The sequence below is a fragment of the Paenarthrobacter histidinolovorans genome (genome assembly GCF_014647595.1).
Lineage (GTDB): Bacteria > Actinomycetota > Actinomycetes > Actinomycetales > Micrococcaceae > Arthrobacter > Arthrobacter histidinolovorans.
The window spans coordinates 56,602-72,953 of sequence record NZ_BMPM01000012.1 but is presented as its reverse complement, the minus strand read 5'-3'; the positions used below and the strand labels follow the sequence as shown (position 1 = coordinate 72,953).

Here is a 16,352-nt window from a genome sequence, read left to right as displayed (position 1 = left end):
CGTGGAAGAGAGCGATTTAGGTGGCTGAAGACGTGTTTGAGATGATCGACGAGTGGGGACCGGAGAAAATCGTAGTGGTTTCCGATCGCCGGACAGGAATGCGCGGTGTCTTGGTACTGGACAACACCGCCCGAGGGTCCGGAAAAGGGGGAACCCGGATGAGCCCCAGCCTGACAGTTCGCGAAGTTGCGCGTCTGGCCCGCACCATGACATGGAAGTGGGCGGCCGTCGATTTGTTTCATGGAGGGGCGAAAGCCGGAATACTTGGCGAACCGAAGGACCCAAACAAGGAAGCCATATTAAGGGCGTTCGCCCGGGCCTTATCCAATGAAGTTCCATCGGAATACGTCTTCGGGCTCGATATGGGACTCAGTGAAGCAGACGCCGCCGTTTTCCTGGACGAACTTGGTGATCGAGGCGTGTCCACTGGCCTGCCCCGCGCCCTCGGCGGGCTGCCCTATGACCAGCTGGGTGTCACCGGCTACGGCGTTGCCGAGGCCGCAGAAGCAGCGGCAGAAAACCGCGGAATGGAGATATGCGGATCCAGAGTTGCCATCCAAGGGTTCGGTGCCGTGGGTCAGGCGGCCGCGGCAAGACTCGTCGAACTCGGTGCCGTGGTGGTCGCAGTCTCAACCGCAGTCGGAACGGTCCACGATCCGGACGGCATTGATGTATCCAAGCTCATAGAGTTGAGGTCGGAGCTGGGCGACGAATGCGTCCTCCATTATGGGAAGGTACTTCCTGTGGGATTTGCTTTGGCTGTGGAAACGGACATTTTGATCCCCGCCGCCCGAGAGGATACAGTCACGGATTTGATCGCGGCCGCGACCAGCGCGAAGTTGATCGTCGAGGGCGCCAACCTGCCGACCTCGCCAAGTTCTCGTGCCATCCTTCACGGGCGAGGCATCCTGGTGGTTCCGGATTTCATAGCTAACGCCGGCGGTATCGTAGCGGCAGCTCATTCAATGGCTGCGCGATATTCACCTTTCGTTCTCGAACCGGCCGACATATTTGCCATGATCTCTACGAAACTACGGTCAAATACTGCTGCAGTTCTGAACGAGAGTGCCCGCCTGGGTCTGACGCCGCACCAAGCTGCGTATAACTTGGCGCAGAAACGCGTCGGTGAAGCGATGCGGCTTCGCCGTCAAACGCCCATCCCGACCGAAACAGTGGACATGTTCGTCTAGAAAGCCCCGCATGAAGAACGCCTCGCCGTCAGTGACTGCCGGAGAGGCGTTTTTGCTGCGCCGGGAAAACCGTAAGAACGAACTGATCGAGCCAAGCGGCCCAGCGCGCCCATGCGTCTGTTTGCTTTCCCGTAGCGGGCAGACACCTCCCCGACTCTTTGTCCTGCGGCACTCCAGACTCTGAACATCTAGGGGCCATAGTTGCCGCCGCAGCACATGATTCCCAGGGGAAATTCAGACGAAAAAACGTGCGGCCCCCCGAGACAGTAAGTCTCCAAGGGCCGCACGTTTCAGTCGGTTTCTGGACTCATGCAGTAAAAGCAGTTCCCATCGCAGTCCTCTTGCGGGGGGACGCTCACGAGCACAGTTCCGGACTGCCCGTGCTCGGGGAAGTATTCAGACTGCCCGTTCATCACTTCACATGCCTTATAGGAACTTAACGCCCTGGGCAAGCGGCAGCTTCCCGGAGAAGTTAATGGTGTTGGTGGCCTGGCGCATGTATACCTTCCAGGAATCAGATCCGGATTCACGTCCGCCTCCGGTTTCCTTTTCACCACCAAACGCGCCACCGATTTCAGCCCCGGACGTTCCAATGTTGACGTTGGCGATGCCGCAGTCGGATCCGCTGGCCGAGAGGAATCTTTCGGCCTCAGTATTGTCCTGGGTGAATATTGCCGAGGACAGGCCTTGCGGAACACTATTGTGAATTTCGATGGCTTCGTCCAGCGTGTCATAGGTCATGACATAGAGGATGGGAGCGAACGTCTCGTCATGGACGACTGCGGACTGGGAAGGCATGCGCACGACCGCAGGCTGGACATAGTATGCCTCCGGCTGGTCATCGGCGAGAACGCGCTCCCCGCCGTACACAATTTTTCCGCCTTCTTCCTTGGCCTGGTTCAAGGCACCTTGCTGGGCCTTGAAACTGTTGGCGTTGATCAGTGGTCCCACCAGCGTTTCCTCGTGGGTGGGGCTTCCGATGTTCAGGGTGCGGTATGCATCAACGATGCGGCTGACCAAGGTGTCCGCGATAGAGGAATGAACGATCAGTCGGCGCAGTGACGTGCATCGCTGACCGGCGGTCCCTGCGGCGGCGAAGACGATGCCGCGCAGGGCCAGATCCAGGTCGGCTGACGGCGCGACGATGGCTCCATTGTTGCCGCCCAATTCAAGAAGGGCGCGCCCGAAGCGTTTGGCGATCACGGGCGCAATTTCCTGTCCCATGCGCACGGATCCCGTAGCCGAGACCAGAGCGATACGGGGGTCTTCGACCAGTTTCTGGCCACCCGTACGATCCGTCAGGAGCAAGTGGTGGATCCCATCAGGGGCGCCCACGTCCTTGGCGGCACGAGCCAGGAGTGTGTCGACCGCCAAAGCCGACAGGCGAGTGGCGTCTGCAGGCTTCCACACAACGGTGTCGCCGGCCACGAGAGCCAAAGCCGTGTTCCACGCAAAAACGGCTACTGGGAAGTTGAATGCCGAGATGATGCCGACCACGCCAAGAGGGTGCCAGGTTTCAGCCAAGCGGTGCCCCGGCCGTTCTGAGGGCATGGTTTTGCCGTACAGCTGGCGGGACTGTCCGACGGCCAGATCAACGATGTCGATCATTTCCTGCACTTCACCCAGAGCTTCCGAGTGAATCTTTCCAACTTCTGCAGTAACCAGCGTGGCAATGTCTTCTTTGTGGTCGGTCAGCAACTGACCCCAGCGCTTTACCAGTGCGCCCCGAACCGGGGCGGGTACGGTGCGCCACGTCTTGAAGGTCTCCGTGGCCTGCGCGACGGCGCTTTCGATCTCGTCATCGGTGTGGAATTTCGTGTGCGCGATGACTTCGCCGGTGATCGGCGATTTTGTCTCCCGACTGCCATCGAGAAGTTGGGGGTCCACTCCGATGGAGTGAAGACTCTTGCGGACAGTTTCCGCGATTTCGGCTGTTGTTGGAATTGATGCGGTAAAAGTAGACATTTTTCCTGCTTTCGGAGCGTTTTCTGCTCGTGGGTTTGTTAGGCCGGGAGGTCTGTGATGGTGATGTTCAGTTCGCGCTGGGCAAGGTCCACCGATGCCTGCTGCTGAGCTGCGTAGAGGGTGTTGGGGTTTAGGATCTGCGTCCCCATGACCTCTGACAGTCGATCGATGTCGTAGGGTGTGCCCATTTGCGCGTCGTCGCGGGAACCGTCTGTGGTCAGGTTTGACTGGAAGATTCCAGCGGCTGAGCGGGGTAGGAAATCCTCGTACACGATGGGCTCCGGGATGAGCACGCCCGTCTCGACGAGTTCACGCAAGGTCGCGGAATTCTTCTGAACAGCGAGGTTTCGTTCGGCGACCCGGTAGGTGAAGAAGCCCAGGCCCTGCAAAGCGAGTTCCACTTCGGTGACGGGCAAGTACTTTGACCAGACCTGGCGGGCCACTTCCGTCCGGGTGGTGCCGACCGGGGAGGCCGCCAACCATGCGTCAACTTCGGCAACCATGCGATCGTAGAGATCGCGGCCCTTTTCTGTCAGCGCGATTCCCCGCTGCTCTACTTCGCCGAAACGAACCCGAAGCGATCCGGGACGAATTGTGCCGTCGGCGTGGCGGAATAGCCGTTCTTCGGCAAGCGCACGGAAAGAGGTTTGCCGGAGCAGCACATCAGGTCCTTTCCAGGCCGGGGGGCCTTGGACCTCTTCAATCATGGCGATGCCGCGTTCCTGCATGCGCGTGTACAGGTCGTCAATGTCCAGTACACGTGGTGTGAGGTGATTTATGTGGGTAGAAGGCACTCCGCCGATGTCGGCGGCCACGGCTGAAATCTCTTCCAATTTGTAGTACCAGTCGTGGTCCACTGCTTCGGGAGAGAGCTCGAAGACTGCGGTGGCCAGTTCAAGGAACCGTGCTGCCTGCTGTGGCTCCAGCTCCTGATTCTGTGCCGCTGCGTCAGCGAGTTCGAGCAGTTCGGGGCCGAACAGGGTCCGGGAACCGATGAAGTCCTCGAGTCGGTTTTCGGTCTCCTCGTCGAAGAAGCGACGGTCATCGTGGGTCAGCATGGAGGTGAAGACCCGGAACGGATTCTTCGCGAGCTCCTCGGCATCGATGGGTCGGAAAGCCGTGGAAACCACCGGCACCGAACTCTTAGATGCGTCCCGAAGGTCGTAGAAGCCCACAGGGTACATCCCGAATCCAGCGAAGACACGGGCAACCTGGGAAAGTTCCCGCGCGGAGCCTACCCGAATTGCCCCGTGACGCTCTGCAGTCACGCGTTGGATACTCCCCAGCCGCTCGGCATCTTCGCCGCGCGTCTTGAGGAAGTCTTCGTTCACTTCGCGTGAGACGTCGACGAGTGTGTTGTACGCGGGTACTTCACGTCCATAGAGCTCGGAGAGGCGCAGTGCGAATTCTGCGCGCAATTCCCATAGCTTCAGTTTTGTTGCCGTCGGCACTATCGATTCCTTTCAAGATGTTGTTTGGTCTTAGGTCAGTGTTTGGTCAGATGATGTGGACTTCTCGGACGGTCGCAGCGTCTCCAGCGAACCTGTCCGCAGCGAAGGGGGCGAAGTCCATAAATGCCTCCCGGTCCAGCCATATGTCCCGCATCAGCTCACCGACTGCGGGAGCCTGGAGAAAGCCGTGACCGGAAAACCCGGTGGCGTAGAAGAAGCCGTCCACGTCGTGTGACTTACCAATCAAGGCGTTGCGGTCCGGGGTGTTCTCATACAGTCCAGCCCACCCGGCCTCCAGATCGGGGTCAACGAGGGACGGGGCGGTGATCGCGGCGGCCCGGTTGAATGAATCCAGCCACCCGTAAGTAAATTCGCGACAGAAACCGGGTTCCTGGTCCTGGTTTGAAATCCCTAGGAGAAGACCGTTTCTGTAGTTGTGGAAATATAGAGTCGTGGCGAGGTCCAGTGTAAAAGGGACTTTGGGCAGCGGTTCGGGTGACTGCCGGGTAAGGCCGATTTGCCGACGAACGGGTTCGACTGGCAGATACACGTCGGCCATGGCGCCAAGTCGTGCCGACCAGGCACCTGCGGCACAGATAACGCTGCTCGTCCCTATCGCACCTCTGCTCGTGTGGACCGTCCGGACCTGGTGTCCGGTGGCATCGATGTCAAGGACTTCGGTGTCCTGAAGGATGGTTACCCCGAGTTGTTGGGCGGCTTGAGCATATGCGTGGACTACCTTCGAGGGTTGGGCAAAGCCATCGCGGGGCGAGAACGAGGCGCCCAGCAGAGACGACGTGTCGATGAATGGGTTTATTTCGCTGATCTGCCTGGGTGAGAGCATCTGGCTTGATCCGCCGAGGTTACGTTGGATTTTGCTGCTTTCCTCAACGTCGAGGAGGGCATTCTCATCGGAGCAAAGGAACAGGTAGCCAACTTGCTCCAAACCTATGTCCGTTCGAAACTTTTCACCGAAGTTCTCAAAGGCTTCAAGACTGCGCTGACCCAACATGATGTTCCCCGGATCGGAAAAGGTCGCTCTGACCCCTCCCAAGGGTTTGCTCGATGAGCCAGACCCCAACAGGTTTCGCTCGATCAGGACGACCCCGGTCGCCCCTGCCTCGGCCAAGTGAAAAGCGATGCTGGTACCGATTACTCCCCCGCCGAGAATGACTACGGAGGCGTCCGAGGGCACCGAGCCCTTAGGGGTACTCAGCGAAACCACACTGTCCGGAGGGTTTGTCTGCACTTTGGTTCCTTCTGGGTTGTTCGACGTATCAAGACTTCCGGGCTGGAAGCTTAAGGTCAATCGAAAGATTCTGAAAGATCTATATAGAATTGCTATATGAAATGGACCTTCGAACAACTGAAGACGTTCAAGAAAGTTGCGGAGTTGGGGACGATGACTGCTGCGGCGGAGGCTCTGGACTTCACGCCCGGAGCGGTGTCGCAACAAATGGCCGCCCTCCAAAGCGGCCTTGAGCGCCCTCTGTTCGCCAAAGATGGGCGGGGGGTTAGTTTGACTGACACGGGCCTTACGCTGTTGGGCTTTGCCCGTACGCTCTTGGAAGAGGAGCGCAAGGCAGCCGCCGCCTTGAGTGGTCCTCAATCTGAGCAGCGGATGGTGGTCTCTGTTGGAGTCTTTGGTTCCGCGGCCGTCTGGGCAGTGAGGCCCGCCATTGAGAACCTGCGGTCGTCAGCGCCCCAACTGCTGATTCAGGCCGTTGAGATCGACGTCGAAAGAATGCCGGAGGCCGTTCTGGACGGTCACGTCGACATCGCCCTGGGACTGAGCTACCCGGATGCGCCGCACCCTCCGCAAAGAGGTTTGGTCTCGCGGATACTTCACACCGAGCCCTTTGTCATGGTCTTGCCTTCTGCCGCGGGGGGTCAAGCGCTCTCGGAAAACCTTGTGGATTTCGCCAACGCCACAGACTGGATCCTTCCTCCGGTTGACTCTTATTTCGGCAGGGCATGCAGATTTGCATGCGCGAAGGCAGGGATAGAACCTAAGGTCCGGCACATCGTGACCGATACAGCCGTTTCAATCGCTCTCGCCGAATCCGGCGTCGGCATCACGCTGGCATCCCCACTGATGATGGTCCTGCGCCCAACGAGCAGTCAGCTCTCGGTCCTACCCGGAGACTCAGGTAGAAATGTCATCGCCATGATGCGCTCCTCGACCACCGCCCGGGTGAGCGTCTTGACCGTCCAATCAGCACTGGCGGATGCCTTTGCCTTGAGATCGGGTTCGACCCCTCCGCCGCTTCCGAGCGGGTAACCACGCTTGCTGCAAGGGATCTCCCTGAGGGGTGTTAAGCAGCAAAAGCATTTGTGGGTGTCCTAGCAGTCCACTCTGTTTCGTCCAGGCAACTGAGCCACTTCTGGCCCGGCTTGCCAATAAAAACCTTCAACCGCTCCGTGACGCCCGGCACATCGGAGCATAAGGGACTCTTGCCCCCCTCGTAAGAAATGCGGTTCGTGATCTTCGCCGCAGCCGCCCGCAGCGCGGCTATGCTGAGTGCTTGACACCAGCTTTCGTCTTTTGAAGTGGACCCGTCATCTGCGAGAGCGAGCGGCTCCAAGAAGGAATTCACGTGAAAACACAACGCATCGTTAATTGCTGGGACTACCACCATGGTCAGTCCACCAGGATTCTTGTTTCGGGTTTCCCGGCCGTACCAGGTGAGACCATGCAGGACAAGCAGGACTATTTTGAAGCCAACCTCGATGGTCTGCGCGCAGCCCTCTGCAGGGAACCACGTGGACACCGGAATATGTTGGGTGCCATCATCACTGCCCCGGTCAACGACGATTCGTTGATTGGTGTCCTGTTCACCTCACCCGACGGCTACTTCGACATGTGCGGGGACAGCTCCTTCAGCCTTGGCGCGTACCTTGTAGATTCAGGTGTGGTTCAGTTTGAGGATGGCGAGCAGACCCGCAAGGTTCTGGTCGACACCGTGGCCGGCCAAATCTTCCTGGAACTCACCTCCCGCGACTCCGAACTTGAGAGCGTTGCGATCGGCAACGTTCCGTCCCGGTACCTGGGGACAGCTGAAATCAAGGTAGACGGGTTCGGTCCCGTCACGGCCGATCTCGGCTACGGCGGGCTGGTTTACGCTTTTGTGCCGGCCAAAACCTTTGGCATCAACTCACTGCAATTCACTGAAATCAGCGGCGATGAGCAACGCCGGGTAATTGAAGCCGGCACGGCTTTCTTGGCAGCCGCCAAGCGGACTGACACCGTAAACCCGATCGAACTCGTCGTCTTGACCGAAGAAACCGACGACCCTGCGGTCTCCCGGGTATCCAACTTTTATGCTCCGGGAACCATGGGACGCACGCCCTCCGGCACAGGCCTGTCGGCCCGGCTTGCCGTCGAACATGGCAAAGGTCGCTTGGAAGTCGGCCAGTCGTTCTCCCAGGAGTCGGCTCTTGGCCTGCAGTTCCACGGAGTGATTGACGACGTGGTGACCGGCGAGGAAGGCGAGCTCGCAGTGATCCCCCGTCTGACGGCAAAGTCCTACCTCATGGGTATCTCCCAGATCGTGTTCAAAGAAGACGATGTCTTCAAAGACGGATTCTCCATCCACGGCTAGAGCCGTTTCTCCCCACTGACCCAGTGTGGCTTTCTCCTCTACTCATGAACAGGACATTCCCAAGATGTCCGAAAAGGAAGAATGACATGGCATTAGGAATGAAAAAGCTTATGGCGGCCGTCGCGGCTGTTGCGATGGCTTCGACGTTGGCGGCTTGTAGCGGCAACGAGGCCGCCCCGACCCCCACGGCCGCCGAAAAGCTGACAGTTGGCTACCCAACAGACATCACGGGACGGAATGTAGATCCCGCGCTGACAGTTGGCGGCTCCGCGGCGCCCTTCCTCTACAGCGTTTACGACACTTTGTTCAAGTTCGATCAAGACGGTGTGCCTCAGCCGAATCTGGCCTCCAAATCGGAGCTCTCGGCCGACGGCAAGACGATGACGCTGACCATCAAGGAGGGCGTGAAGTTTCAGGACGGAAGCCCACTGACCGCGAAAGACGTCGTCTTCAGTATTGACCGGTCACGGGGCGCCGACGCCACGTTGAAGGGTCCGACACAGGCGAGCTCACTCGCGGCAGTAGCGGCAGTTTCGAGCCCCGATGACAAGACCGTGGTCATCTCCATGAAGCAGCCCAACCCGATCCTTCCTAACGTTTTGGCCTACTTCCCCGGCATGGTCGTTCCTGCCGCCTACATCGCCAAAGTGGGAAATGATGGCTTCCTGAAGGCGCCGATCGGCAGCGGACCGTACAAACTGACGTCAGCAACGCAGGGCCAGAGCCTGGAACTGGCAGCATTCGCTGACTACACAGGTTCACCCAAACCGGCCTACAAAGACGTCACGCTCAAGGTCCTCACCGATGGTTCAGCCCGACTGGCAGCTCTCCGCTCCGGCGGCATTGACTTTGCCGTTGATGTCGACGTCACCCAGTCCGCTTCCTTGGAAAGTTCTGGTTTTACCGTGAAGGGGAACCGAGCCGGCGCCCGCTTGTCCGTTCTGCTCAATGGCAAGACCCCGGGACTCAGTGACCCGAAGGTAAGCCGGGCATTCAACATGGCAGTGAACATTGAAGCCATCCGCGACAGCCTGTTCAGCGGAAAGGCCACACTCGCGTCGACGATTGACCCGACTGTTTCTGTGGACAAGATCGAGCCATACAAGCAAAACGTCGAAGAAGCCAAAAAGCTGCTGGACGAGGCCAAATTTGACCGCAGCCGCACCTTAATTTTGGACTATCCGGCCGGCAATTTCCCACAAGGCGAACTCATTGTCCAGGCAGTCCAGTCTGATTTGGCGGCAGTAGGGGTAAAAGTCGATCTCCGCCCCATGGACACGAACACCTGGTCGGAGAAGCTTCAGAGCAAGTCTCTGGATGACCTGTCCTTGTTCCGCAGCCGGAACACGACCTACGACTCCTTCCAGTCCATCAACGACGCCTTCACCTGCTCCGGCCCCTATTCCATGTGGTGCGACCCGAAATTGGACGAACAGCTCGTAGGGCTTTCCACTAAGGGTGGCGCAGAGCGCGTCTCCGGGTTCCTGGATTTCAACAAAGCCGTGCACGAGAACCCTCCGTCCATCTTCCTCGTTGACCCAGACCAGATCTGCGCAATGAAGAAGGGCATTGAATGGCAGGCAACTCCTGGGACAACAAACTTCACCTTTGCTCAAATTCAGCCCGTAAGTTAGCGGGCGCCCGAGCATTCAAGAATTGGACCGTATTTTGCTAAAATTCATTGGCATCCGTGTCTTGCGCGGAATCGTGACAATGGCGCTGGTCACCCTTGTAATATTTGTGCTCACGCACATGATTGGAAGCCCAGTTCTGCAACTGCTGCCTCCAAACTACACGCAGGCGGACTTCGACACTCTCAACACGGCATTGGGCTATGATCGGCCTCTCTACGAGCAGTTCGCCTCCTTTATTGGCCGGCTGCTGCGAGGCGATCTTGGCAACTCAACGTCGTTCTCCCAGCCTGTGGCCGCTGTAATTGGCTCACGTTTGCCGATAACTCTGACCCTTGCAGGACTGGCATTGGCCTTCGGCGGGATTCTCGCTCTGCTCTCGGGCTTCATCGCTGGTTTTACCGGCTCCCGGGCAGGCGAAGCCATAGTAACGTTTATCGCCACCCTGGGCTTGGCAGTTCCGCCGTTTGCGGTGGGCATCATTCTGATTGTGATATTCGCGGTGAACCTGCGAATACTCCCGTCGGGAGGATGGGGACAGGCAAATCAAATGATTCTGCCGGCGCTGACCCTGAGCCTTGCAGTTTATGCTGGCGTCGCCCGAGTCGCACGTTCCTCGATGAGGGAACGTGCGGGAATGGAATTCGTTGTCCTGGCCCGCACGAAGGGCCTCACCCCATCGCAAATATTCTTCAACCACACCGTCAGGCCGAGTTTGCCTCCCGTCATCAGCTATTTCGCTGTCTTGGCAGGATCTTTGTTCTCCGGTGCTGTTGTAACTGAAGCTGTCTTTGGCATCCCCGGTTTGGGCACCCTGGCTGTTCAATCTGTCGAAACCCGAGATCAGAACCTTGTGATTGGAATCGTCCTGTTTTCCGCTTTCCTGTTCGTTTTCCTCAATGTCGTCGCCGACCTGGTGGCCGCGGCTCTTGACCCGCGTATCAAACTCTCAGGGGGCGCAGAATCATGAGCCAAAGAGTACTTGTCCCAACACGTCCGTCAAGGATGTCCAAACTGCGCAAGATTCAGGAAGGTCCGCTGGTTTGGGCTAGCGCAATTGTGCTTGTTCTGGCAGCAGCAATAGCTATCTTCGTTCCAGTCTTCGTTGACGCCTCGCCCGGCACTGTCGACCTGACAAACTCTCTCCGAAAGCCCATCTGGATGGGGGGATCATGGGATGCGCCTCTTGGTACGGACCAGCTGGGCCGTGACGTCCTCCTTCAATTGTCGCTGGCCATCCGCATCTCAGCACTCGTGGCGACGGTATCGGTCCTACTGGCAGGCACCATCGGCGTCATGCTCGGTCTGGTCAGCGGCTACCGCGGCGGCTGGATGGACTCAATTGTGAACCGTTTGAGTGAGACACAAATGGCTCTCCCGTTCCTGGTCGTGGCCATGGTCCTGGCCGTGGCATTGGGACCCTCCCTGACGACCATTGTCGTCGCCATTGCCTTGAGCGGGTGGGTTCCTTTCGCCCGGCTTGTCCGGGCAGAGGCCCTAGTACTACGCAACCGCGAGTTTGTGCTCCTCGCCAAGGTAGCCTCGGTCAGCAGCGCGCGAATTGTCTTGCGCCACCTCCTGCCCAACGTTCTTCCGTCGGTCGTCGTTCTCGGCACCCAGTCGATTGCCATCGCGGTCCTGGAAGAGTCTGCTCTGAGCTTCCTGGGCTTGGGTGTTCAGCCGCCCATGATGTCGCTGGGCTCAATGATCGGTCAGACAAGACTGCAGCTGCAGACTGACGCGTGGCTGCCACTCACCCCAATTATCGTCTTGGCCTTGCTGGCTCTGGCGATCAACATCCTGGGGGATCGCTTCCGCAGACGACTGGAGATCAAGAAATGAGTTTTGCACAATCTCGCGCCGTTGAGGGTCTCACCGAACCTGACAATAGTGCCCCTTCCTCCAAAGTTGACCTAGCCCTCTCGGTTCGTGGGCTCCGCGTCAAGTTTGAAGGTCAGACCGGCGGCATTATCGCCGTGAATGACCTGTCGCTCAGCATCGGCAAGGGAGAAATGGTCGCCGTCGTCGGTGAATCCGGCAGTGGCAAAACCACCCTCACCAATGCCATCCTCGGCCTCCTGGGCTCGAATGAAGTTGACGGCTCCATTAAGTTGGGGCCGGCAGAAGTTATCAACGCGAACAAGGAACAACTGCGTAACCTCCGCAGGTTCGAACTTGCGACGATCCTCCAAGACCCGGTCGGTTCACTGAACCCGGTTCGTACCATCGGATCGCAACTGGCCGAGTCCGCGCGTGCTGCCGGGATCGCAAAAGGATCACTATGCGACGAGGCCGTCGCGAAAGTACTCGCAGACGTCGGCCTCGACAAGGCTGTTGTGTCCCGACGCCTCCCGCATGAACTCAGTGGCGGAATGAACCAGCGGGTAGCAATCGCCATGGCATTGCTGAAGCAGCCTCGGTTGCTCATTGCCGATGAAGCCACGAGCGCATTGGATGTCCGTACGCAGGCGTCAGTTGTTGCGTTACTGCAGAAGGTCAGCGCAGAGCATGGGGCCGCTGTCTTATTGGTTACCCACGACATAGGTTTGGCACTGCAGGCGTGTGATCGGGTGGCCGTCATGTACGCAGGCAGACTCGTTGAAGTCGGCCAGGCCAGTGCTCTGCTGACAGGGGCCAGACATCCCTACACCCAGGCACTCCTTGCAGCCACGCCGCGCTACGAAGATCGCCACCAACGGGCGACGGCGATTCCTGGCACCTTCGAGGTGTCCCGGCCCGGCGACCAGGGATGCCCCTTCAGGAACCGGTGCCCAGTGCGTCAGGACCGGTGCGATACGTCGTTCCCGGCCCCGAGCCGAAGCGGTGTTGGGGATGTTTGGTGTTGGAATGCGAGTGAAAATGCCTAGCCTTTTGAATCCAGAAAGCAAGGATAAAATGATCGAACTTCGTGACATTAGCTTCCGCGTCGGCGACAAGGAAATTCTCAAGTCCATCTCGATGCAGGTTGCTCGTGGCGAATCGGTAGCAATCGTTGGTGAAAGCGGTGCGGGTAAAACCACTCTCGGCCGTGTCCTGCTCGGCACCCAGCGGCAGACCAGTGGTGAATATTTGAGCCAGGGCCAGGACATTCATTCGCTGCCGAAAGCAGACAAGCTGAAATGGCGAAGGAAATGCCAGGCTGTTTTCCAGAACCCGACAGCGTCGCTCAACCCGCGCCTCAGCATCGAACGTTCCATCACGGAACCTCTTGAGGTCACCACGAAGTTCTCCAAGAGGGCGCGGCGGGCAAAAGCTGTGGAACTCTTGGCAAAGGTCGGGCTTTCCCCCGACCTCGCCGGTCGGCTCCCTCACCAGTTGAGTGGAGGCCAACGCCAGCGCGTCATAATCGGCCGCAGCATCAGCACAGACCCGGAAATCCTGCTCTTGGATGAACCCGTATCGGGGCTGGATGTCTCTGCGCGCGCACAGGTACTCAACGTCCTGTCCGATCTTCGACGCGAGAGCAATCTCACGGTCGTCTATATCACCCATGACCTTGCGACAGTGGGTTACCTCTGTGATCGAGTGGCAGTCCTGTACAAGGGCGAACTTGTCGAAATCCTCGACGTTGACCAGCTCCATGCGGAACCGGACCACCCGTATACCAGGGCCCTGCTGTCGGCCGTTATTGCGCCGGACAAGACAACTACCTACACTCCCACCAACGAACGCATCCTTGAGGGCTCACCAGCATGCCCGTTCGCAAGTTTCTGTCCTAACGCGCAGGAACGCTGCCTTACCGACGCTCCACCACTCGTTCAGCTGGACACGGGCTGGTATTCACGATGCCACTTCGCTGGCCAGACCAAGCCCGCAGCCGAACTGGCTGCGTCAGCGGCCATCATATGACCTCCGAGTCAGCAGATTTAAGAGAAGCGATCCCCATGAAAAACTCTGACCTCTTCCAGCGTGTTGCCGCCTACAGTCAACGGCCTTTGCACATGCCGGAAAGAGACCTCATCCTCCTCGAAGGCGGAGAGCCCCACTTCGCAACCCCGCCGCACATCATTGAAGCCATGACAAAGGCTCTTCAGGATGGTTACACACACTATCCACCGGGCGCCGGTGACAGTGAACTACGCGAAGCGCTGGCAACCCGGGTCGCCGCTATCGCGGGGACACCATGGACCGCCAACGGCATCTACATCACCCATGGCGCCGCAGCCGCGTGCAACGCGGCCATAATGGCCTTCGTCAACCCCGGAGACCGGGTCGTTCTGCCGAATCCCACGTACTCGCTGCACGCCGACCAAGTAATCGCCGCTGGCGGGATACCCGTTTTTTGCACGCTAGCCAAGGACTTCCACCTGGACCTGGCCGAGCTTGAGAACGCCGCAGAAGGTGCCACCATGCTGGTTCTGACCAACCCGTCGAATCCAACAGGGGTGGTGTACAGCCGCGAGGAACTCGCGGGGCTCGCTGAAATTGCCAACCGGCACGATCTTGTGGTGGTTTCCGACGAGGTCTATCACAATCACGTCTTCGATGGCTTCAAGTACACATCCGCTCTGGCCATTCCCGAGCTCCGTGACCGGCTCATCTATACGCAAACGTTCGGAAAGTCCTACGCCATGACCGGCTGGCGTATTGGCTACATGGCGGGCCCCGTTGAAATGATGAAGGCATGCCGCACTGTGCACCGCACACTCGCTGGTTCCGTTAATACTGCTGTGCAGAGAGCGGCTTTGGCTGCTCTGGATACCCCCGCTGAAGTGCTTGAGGAAATGCGCTTGGGATATCAAGCCAACCGTGACCTGGTACAGGAACATCTCTCCGGCCTCCGCGGCGTCAGCATGCAGTTGCCGGAAGCGGCCTTCTATACGTTCGTAAAGGTGGACTTGGGTGTCACCTCTGCCGAGCTCGTAGAACTGGCAGCTTCCAAGGGAGTAACAGTCCGCTCAGGCGCAGAGTACGGTCCAGATGGCGAGGGCTTTATCCGCATAGCGTTCTGCGTGCCATCAGAGGTCCTCCGAGAAGGACTTATCAGACTGCGCGAGCTGTTTGAGGAGCTAGCCAGTAGCCGCACCGGGACAACGGAAACCATCCTGGCCTAAAGAGTCGCCCCCGCCAGCCAGAACCAGCGGACAGCCGCCTCTGAATCCAGCCCTTCGCATGACGAAGGGCTGGATTCAGGCTGCCGCCGACGGCCACCGAAACCCCAAGCGAAACAGCACCCAGTCTTTATCAACTACGGGCTATCCAGGCTGCACAAGAACCCCGTGATGGTCCCCAGCGGGCGGCCACCATGAGCCAACCCGCACTGCCGACCCACCCGAAACCTTGATGCCATCTGGCAAACGACATAAGAGTCCAACAAATGAGATGCCGCAAGGCAGTTAGCAAAGGAGCCAACTCATGATCATCGGTGTCCCCAAAGAAATCAAGAACAACGAGTTCCGCGTAGCCATCACGGCCGCCGGCGTCCACGAGTTCCGCACCCACGGACACACCGTTCTGGTTGAGCGCGGCGCAGGCCTCGGCTCGGGCATCACCGACGAGGAATACTCGATCGCCGGCGCCGAAATCGTCAACGAAGCTGACGACGTCTGGGGCCGCGCGGACATGGTCATGAAGGTCAAGGAACCCATCGCGGCCGAGTACCACCGCTTCCGCAAGGGCCTGATCCTCTTCACCTACCTGCACCTCGCCGCAGAGCCCGAGCTCACCGCAGAGCTCATCAACTCAGGCGTCACGGCCATCGCCTACGAAACCGTGCAGGAAGGCCGCACCCTTCCACTGCTCGCCCCGATGTCCGAGGTCGCGGGCCGCCTCTCCGTCGTAGTCGGCGCTTCCTCCCTCATGGCTCCGGCCGGCGGTAAGGGCGTCCTTCTGGGCGGCGTACCGGGCGTCCGTCCGGCCAAGGTTGTTGTCCTCGGCGCCGGCGTTGCGGGAACCAACGCCGCTGCCATGGCGCTGGGCCTCGGTGCTGATGTCACCATCATGGACATCAACATCAACCGGCTGCGCGAACTCGATGCCCTCTACCAGGGCCGCCTGAAGACCGTTGCCTCCAACGCCTACGAGATCGAGAAGTCAGTTATCGACGCAGATCTCGTGATCGGTTCCGTCCTGATCCCGGGCGCCAAGGCTCCCAAGCTGGTCACCAACGACCTCGTATCCCGCATGAAGCCGGGCTCGGTCCTGGTGGACATCGCAGTGGACCAGGGAGGCTGCTTCGAGGACACGCATCCCACCACCCACCAGGAACCGACGTACAAGGTCCACAACTCGATCTTCTACTGCGTTGCCAACATGCCTGGCGCCGTTCCGAACACCTCCACGTACGCACTGACCAACGTCACCCTGCGCTACGCCGTGGCCCTGGCCAACCTGGGCGTCAAAGCCGCCTTCGACCGCGACCCCGCACTGGCTTCAGGCCTCAACACCGCTGCAGGCCACGTGGCACACCACTCCGTTTCCGAGGCGCATCACCTGCCCTTGGTCAACGACTGGCGCACAGTGGTGACTGCGTAGTTGAAAAAGATGTGGGACGCGAAGAACATCAATGCGGGC

At 59.1% G+C, this 16,352-nt stretch carries 13 protein-coding genes; 10 read left to right on the top strand and 3 right to left on the bottom strand.

Annotated features, from left to right (window positions below; all coding sequences use genetic code 11):
- Window positions 1-20: 20 nt before the first annotated feature.
- Window positions 21-1,190, top strand: a complete 1,170-nt coding sequence (locus IEY62_RS20735) for a Glu/Leu/Phe/Val family dehydrogenase (protein ID WP_229785490.1) — start codon at window positions 21-23, stop codon at window positions 1,188-1,190.
- 426 nt (window positions 1,191-1,616) lie between these two features.
- Here IEY62_RS20735 and amaB read toward each other — a convergent pair whose 3' ends face one another.
- From amaB to IEY62_RS20720, 3 genes are read right to left on the bottom strand one after another with little or no spacing between them, the layout of a single operon-like run.
- The gene (gene amaB / locus IEY62_RS20730) at window positions 1,617-3,155 is read right to left on the bottom strand and encodes an L-piperidine-6-carboxylate dehydrogenase (RefSeq protein ID WP_189021295.1); all 1,539 of its coding nucleotides are present in this window, start codon (window positions 3,153-3,155) and stop codon (window positions 1,617-1,619) included.
- A gap of 38 nt (window positions 3,156-3,193) precedes the next feature.
- Window positions 3,194-4,606: a 2-oxoadipate dioxygenase/decarboxylase gene (gene hglS / locus IEY62_RS20725; RefSeq protein ID WP_229785489.1), complete on the bottom strand. Its 1,413-nt coding sequence runs from the start codon at window positions 4,604-4,606 to the stop codon at window positions 3,194-3,196.
- A 46-nt stretch (window positions 4,607-4,652) separates the two neighbouring features.
- Window positions 4,653-5,855 (bottom strand): NAD(P)/FAD-dependent oxidoreductase, encoded by a 1,203-nt coding sequence (locus IEY62_RS20720; RefSeq protein WP_229785487.1) that lies wholly within the window; start codon window positions 5,853-5,855, stop codon window positions 4,653-4,655.
- A 96-nt stretch (window positions 5,856-5,951) separates the two neighbouring features.
- Between IEY62_RS20720 and IEY62_RS20715 the strand changes: the two genes are divergently transcribed.
- From IEY62_RS20715 to ald, 9 genes are all read left to right on the top strand, one after another.
- Window positions 5,952-6,887 (top strand): LysR family transcriptional regulator, encoded by a 936-nt coding sequence (locus IEY62_RS20715; protein WP_189021294.1) that lies wholly within the window; start codon window positions 5,952-5,954, stop codon window positions 6,885-6,887.
- A gap of 316 nt (window positions 6,888-7,203) precedes the next feature.
- The gene (locus IEY62_RS20710) at window positions 7,204-8,208 is read left to right on the top strand and encodes a proline racemase family protein (RefSeq protein WP_189021293.1); all 1,005 of its coding nucleotides are present in this window, start codon (window positions 7,204-7,206) and stop codon (window positions 8,206-8,208) included.
- Window positions 8,209-8,306: 98 nt separating this feature from the next.
- Complete coding sequence (locus tag IEY62_RS20705) at window positions 8,307-9,842, top strand: ABC transporter substrate-binding protein (protein WP_189021292.1); 1,536 nt, start codon at window positions 8,307-8,309, stop codon at window positions 9,840-9,842.
- A gap of 22 nt (window positions 9,843-9,864) precedes the next feature.
- Window positions 9,865-10,809, top strand: a complete 945-nt coding sequence (locus IEY62_RS20700; protein ID WP_189021291.1) for an ABC transporter permease — start codon at window positions 9,865-9,867, stop codon at window positions 10,807-10,809.
- Window positions 10,810-11,000: 191 nt separating this feature from the next.
- Complete coding sequence (locus IEY62_RS20695; RefSeq protein WP_189021290.1) at window positions 11,001-11,681, top strand: ABC transporter permease; 681 nt, start codon at window positions 11,001-11,003, stop codon at window positions 11,679-11,681.
- The gene (locus tag IEY62_RS20690; protein ID WP_189021289.1) at window positions 11,678-12,706 is read left to right on the top strand and encodes an ABC transporter ATP-binding protein; all 1,029 of its coding nucleotides are present in this window, start codon (window positions 11,678-11,680) and stop codon (window positions 12,704-12,706) included. The genes IEY62_RS20695 and IEY62_RS20690 overlap by 4 nt, the downstream gene beginning before the upstream one ends.
- A 28-nt stretch (window positions 12,707-12,734) precedes the next feature.
- Window positions 12,735-13,688 (top strand): oligopeptide/dipeptide ABC transporter ATP-binding protein, encoded by a 954-nt coding sequence (locus IEY62_RS20685; RefSeq protein ID WP_189021288.1) that lies wholly within the window; start codon window positions 12,735-12,737, stop codon window positions 13,686-13,688.
- A 35-nt stretch (window positions 13,689-13,723) separates the two neighbouring features.
- Window positions 13,724-14,893: a pyridoxal phosphate-dependent aminotransferase gene (locus IEY62_RS20680; RefSeq protein WP_189021287.1), complete on the top strand. Its 1,170-nt coding sequence runs from the start codon at window positions 13,724-13,726 to the stop codon at window positions 14,891-14,893.
- A gap of 301 nt (window positions 14,894-15,194) precedes the next feature.
- Window positions 15,195-16,313 (top strand): alanine dehydrogenase, encoded by a 1,119-nt coding sequence (gene ald / locus IEY62_RS20675; RefSeq protein WP_189021286.1) that lies wholly within the window; start codon window positions 15,195-15,197, stop codon window positions 16,311-16,313.
- Window positions 16,314-16,352 lie beyond the last annotated feature (39 nt).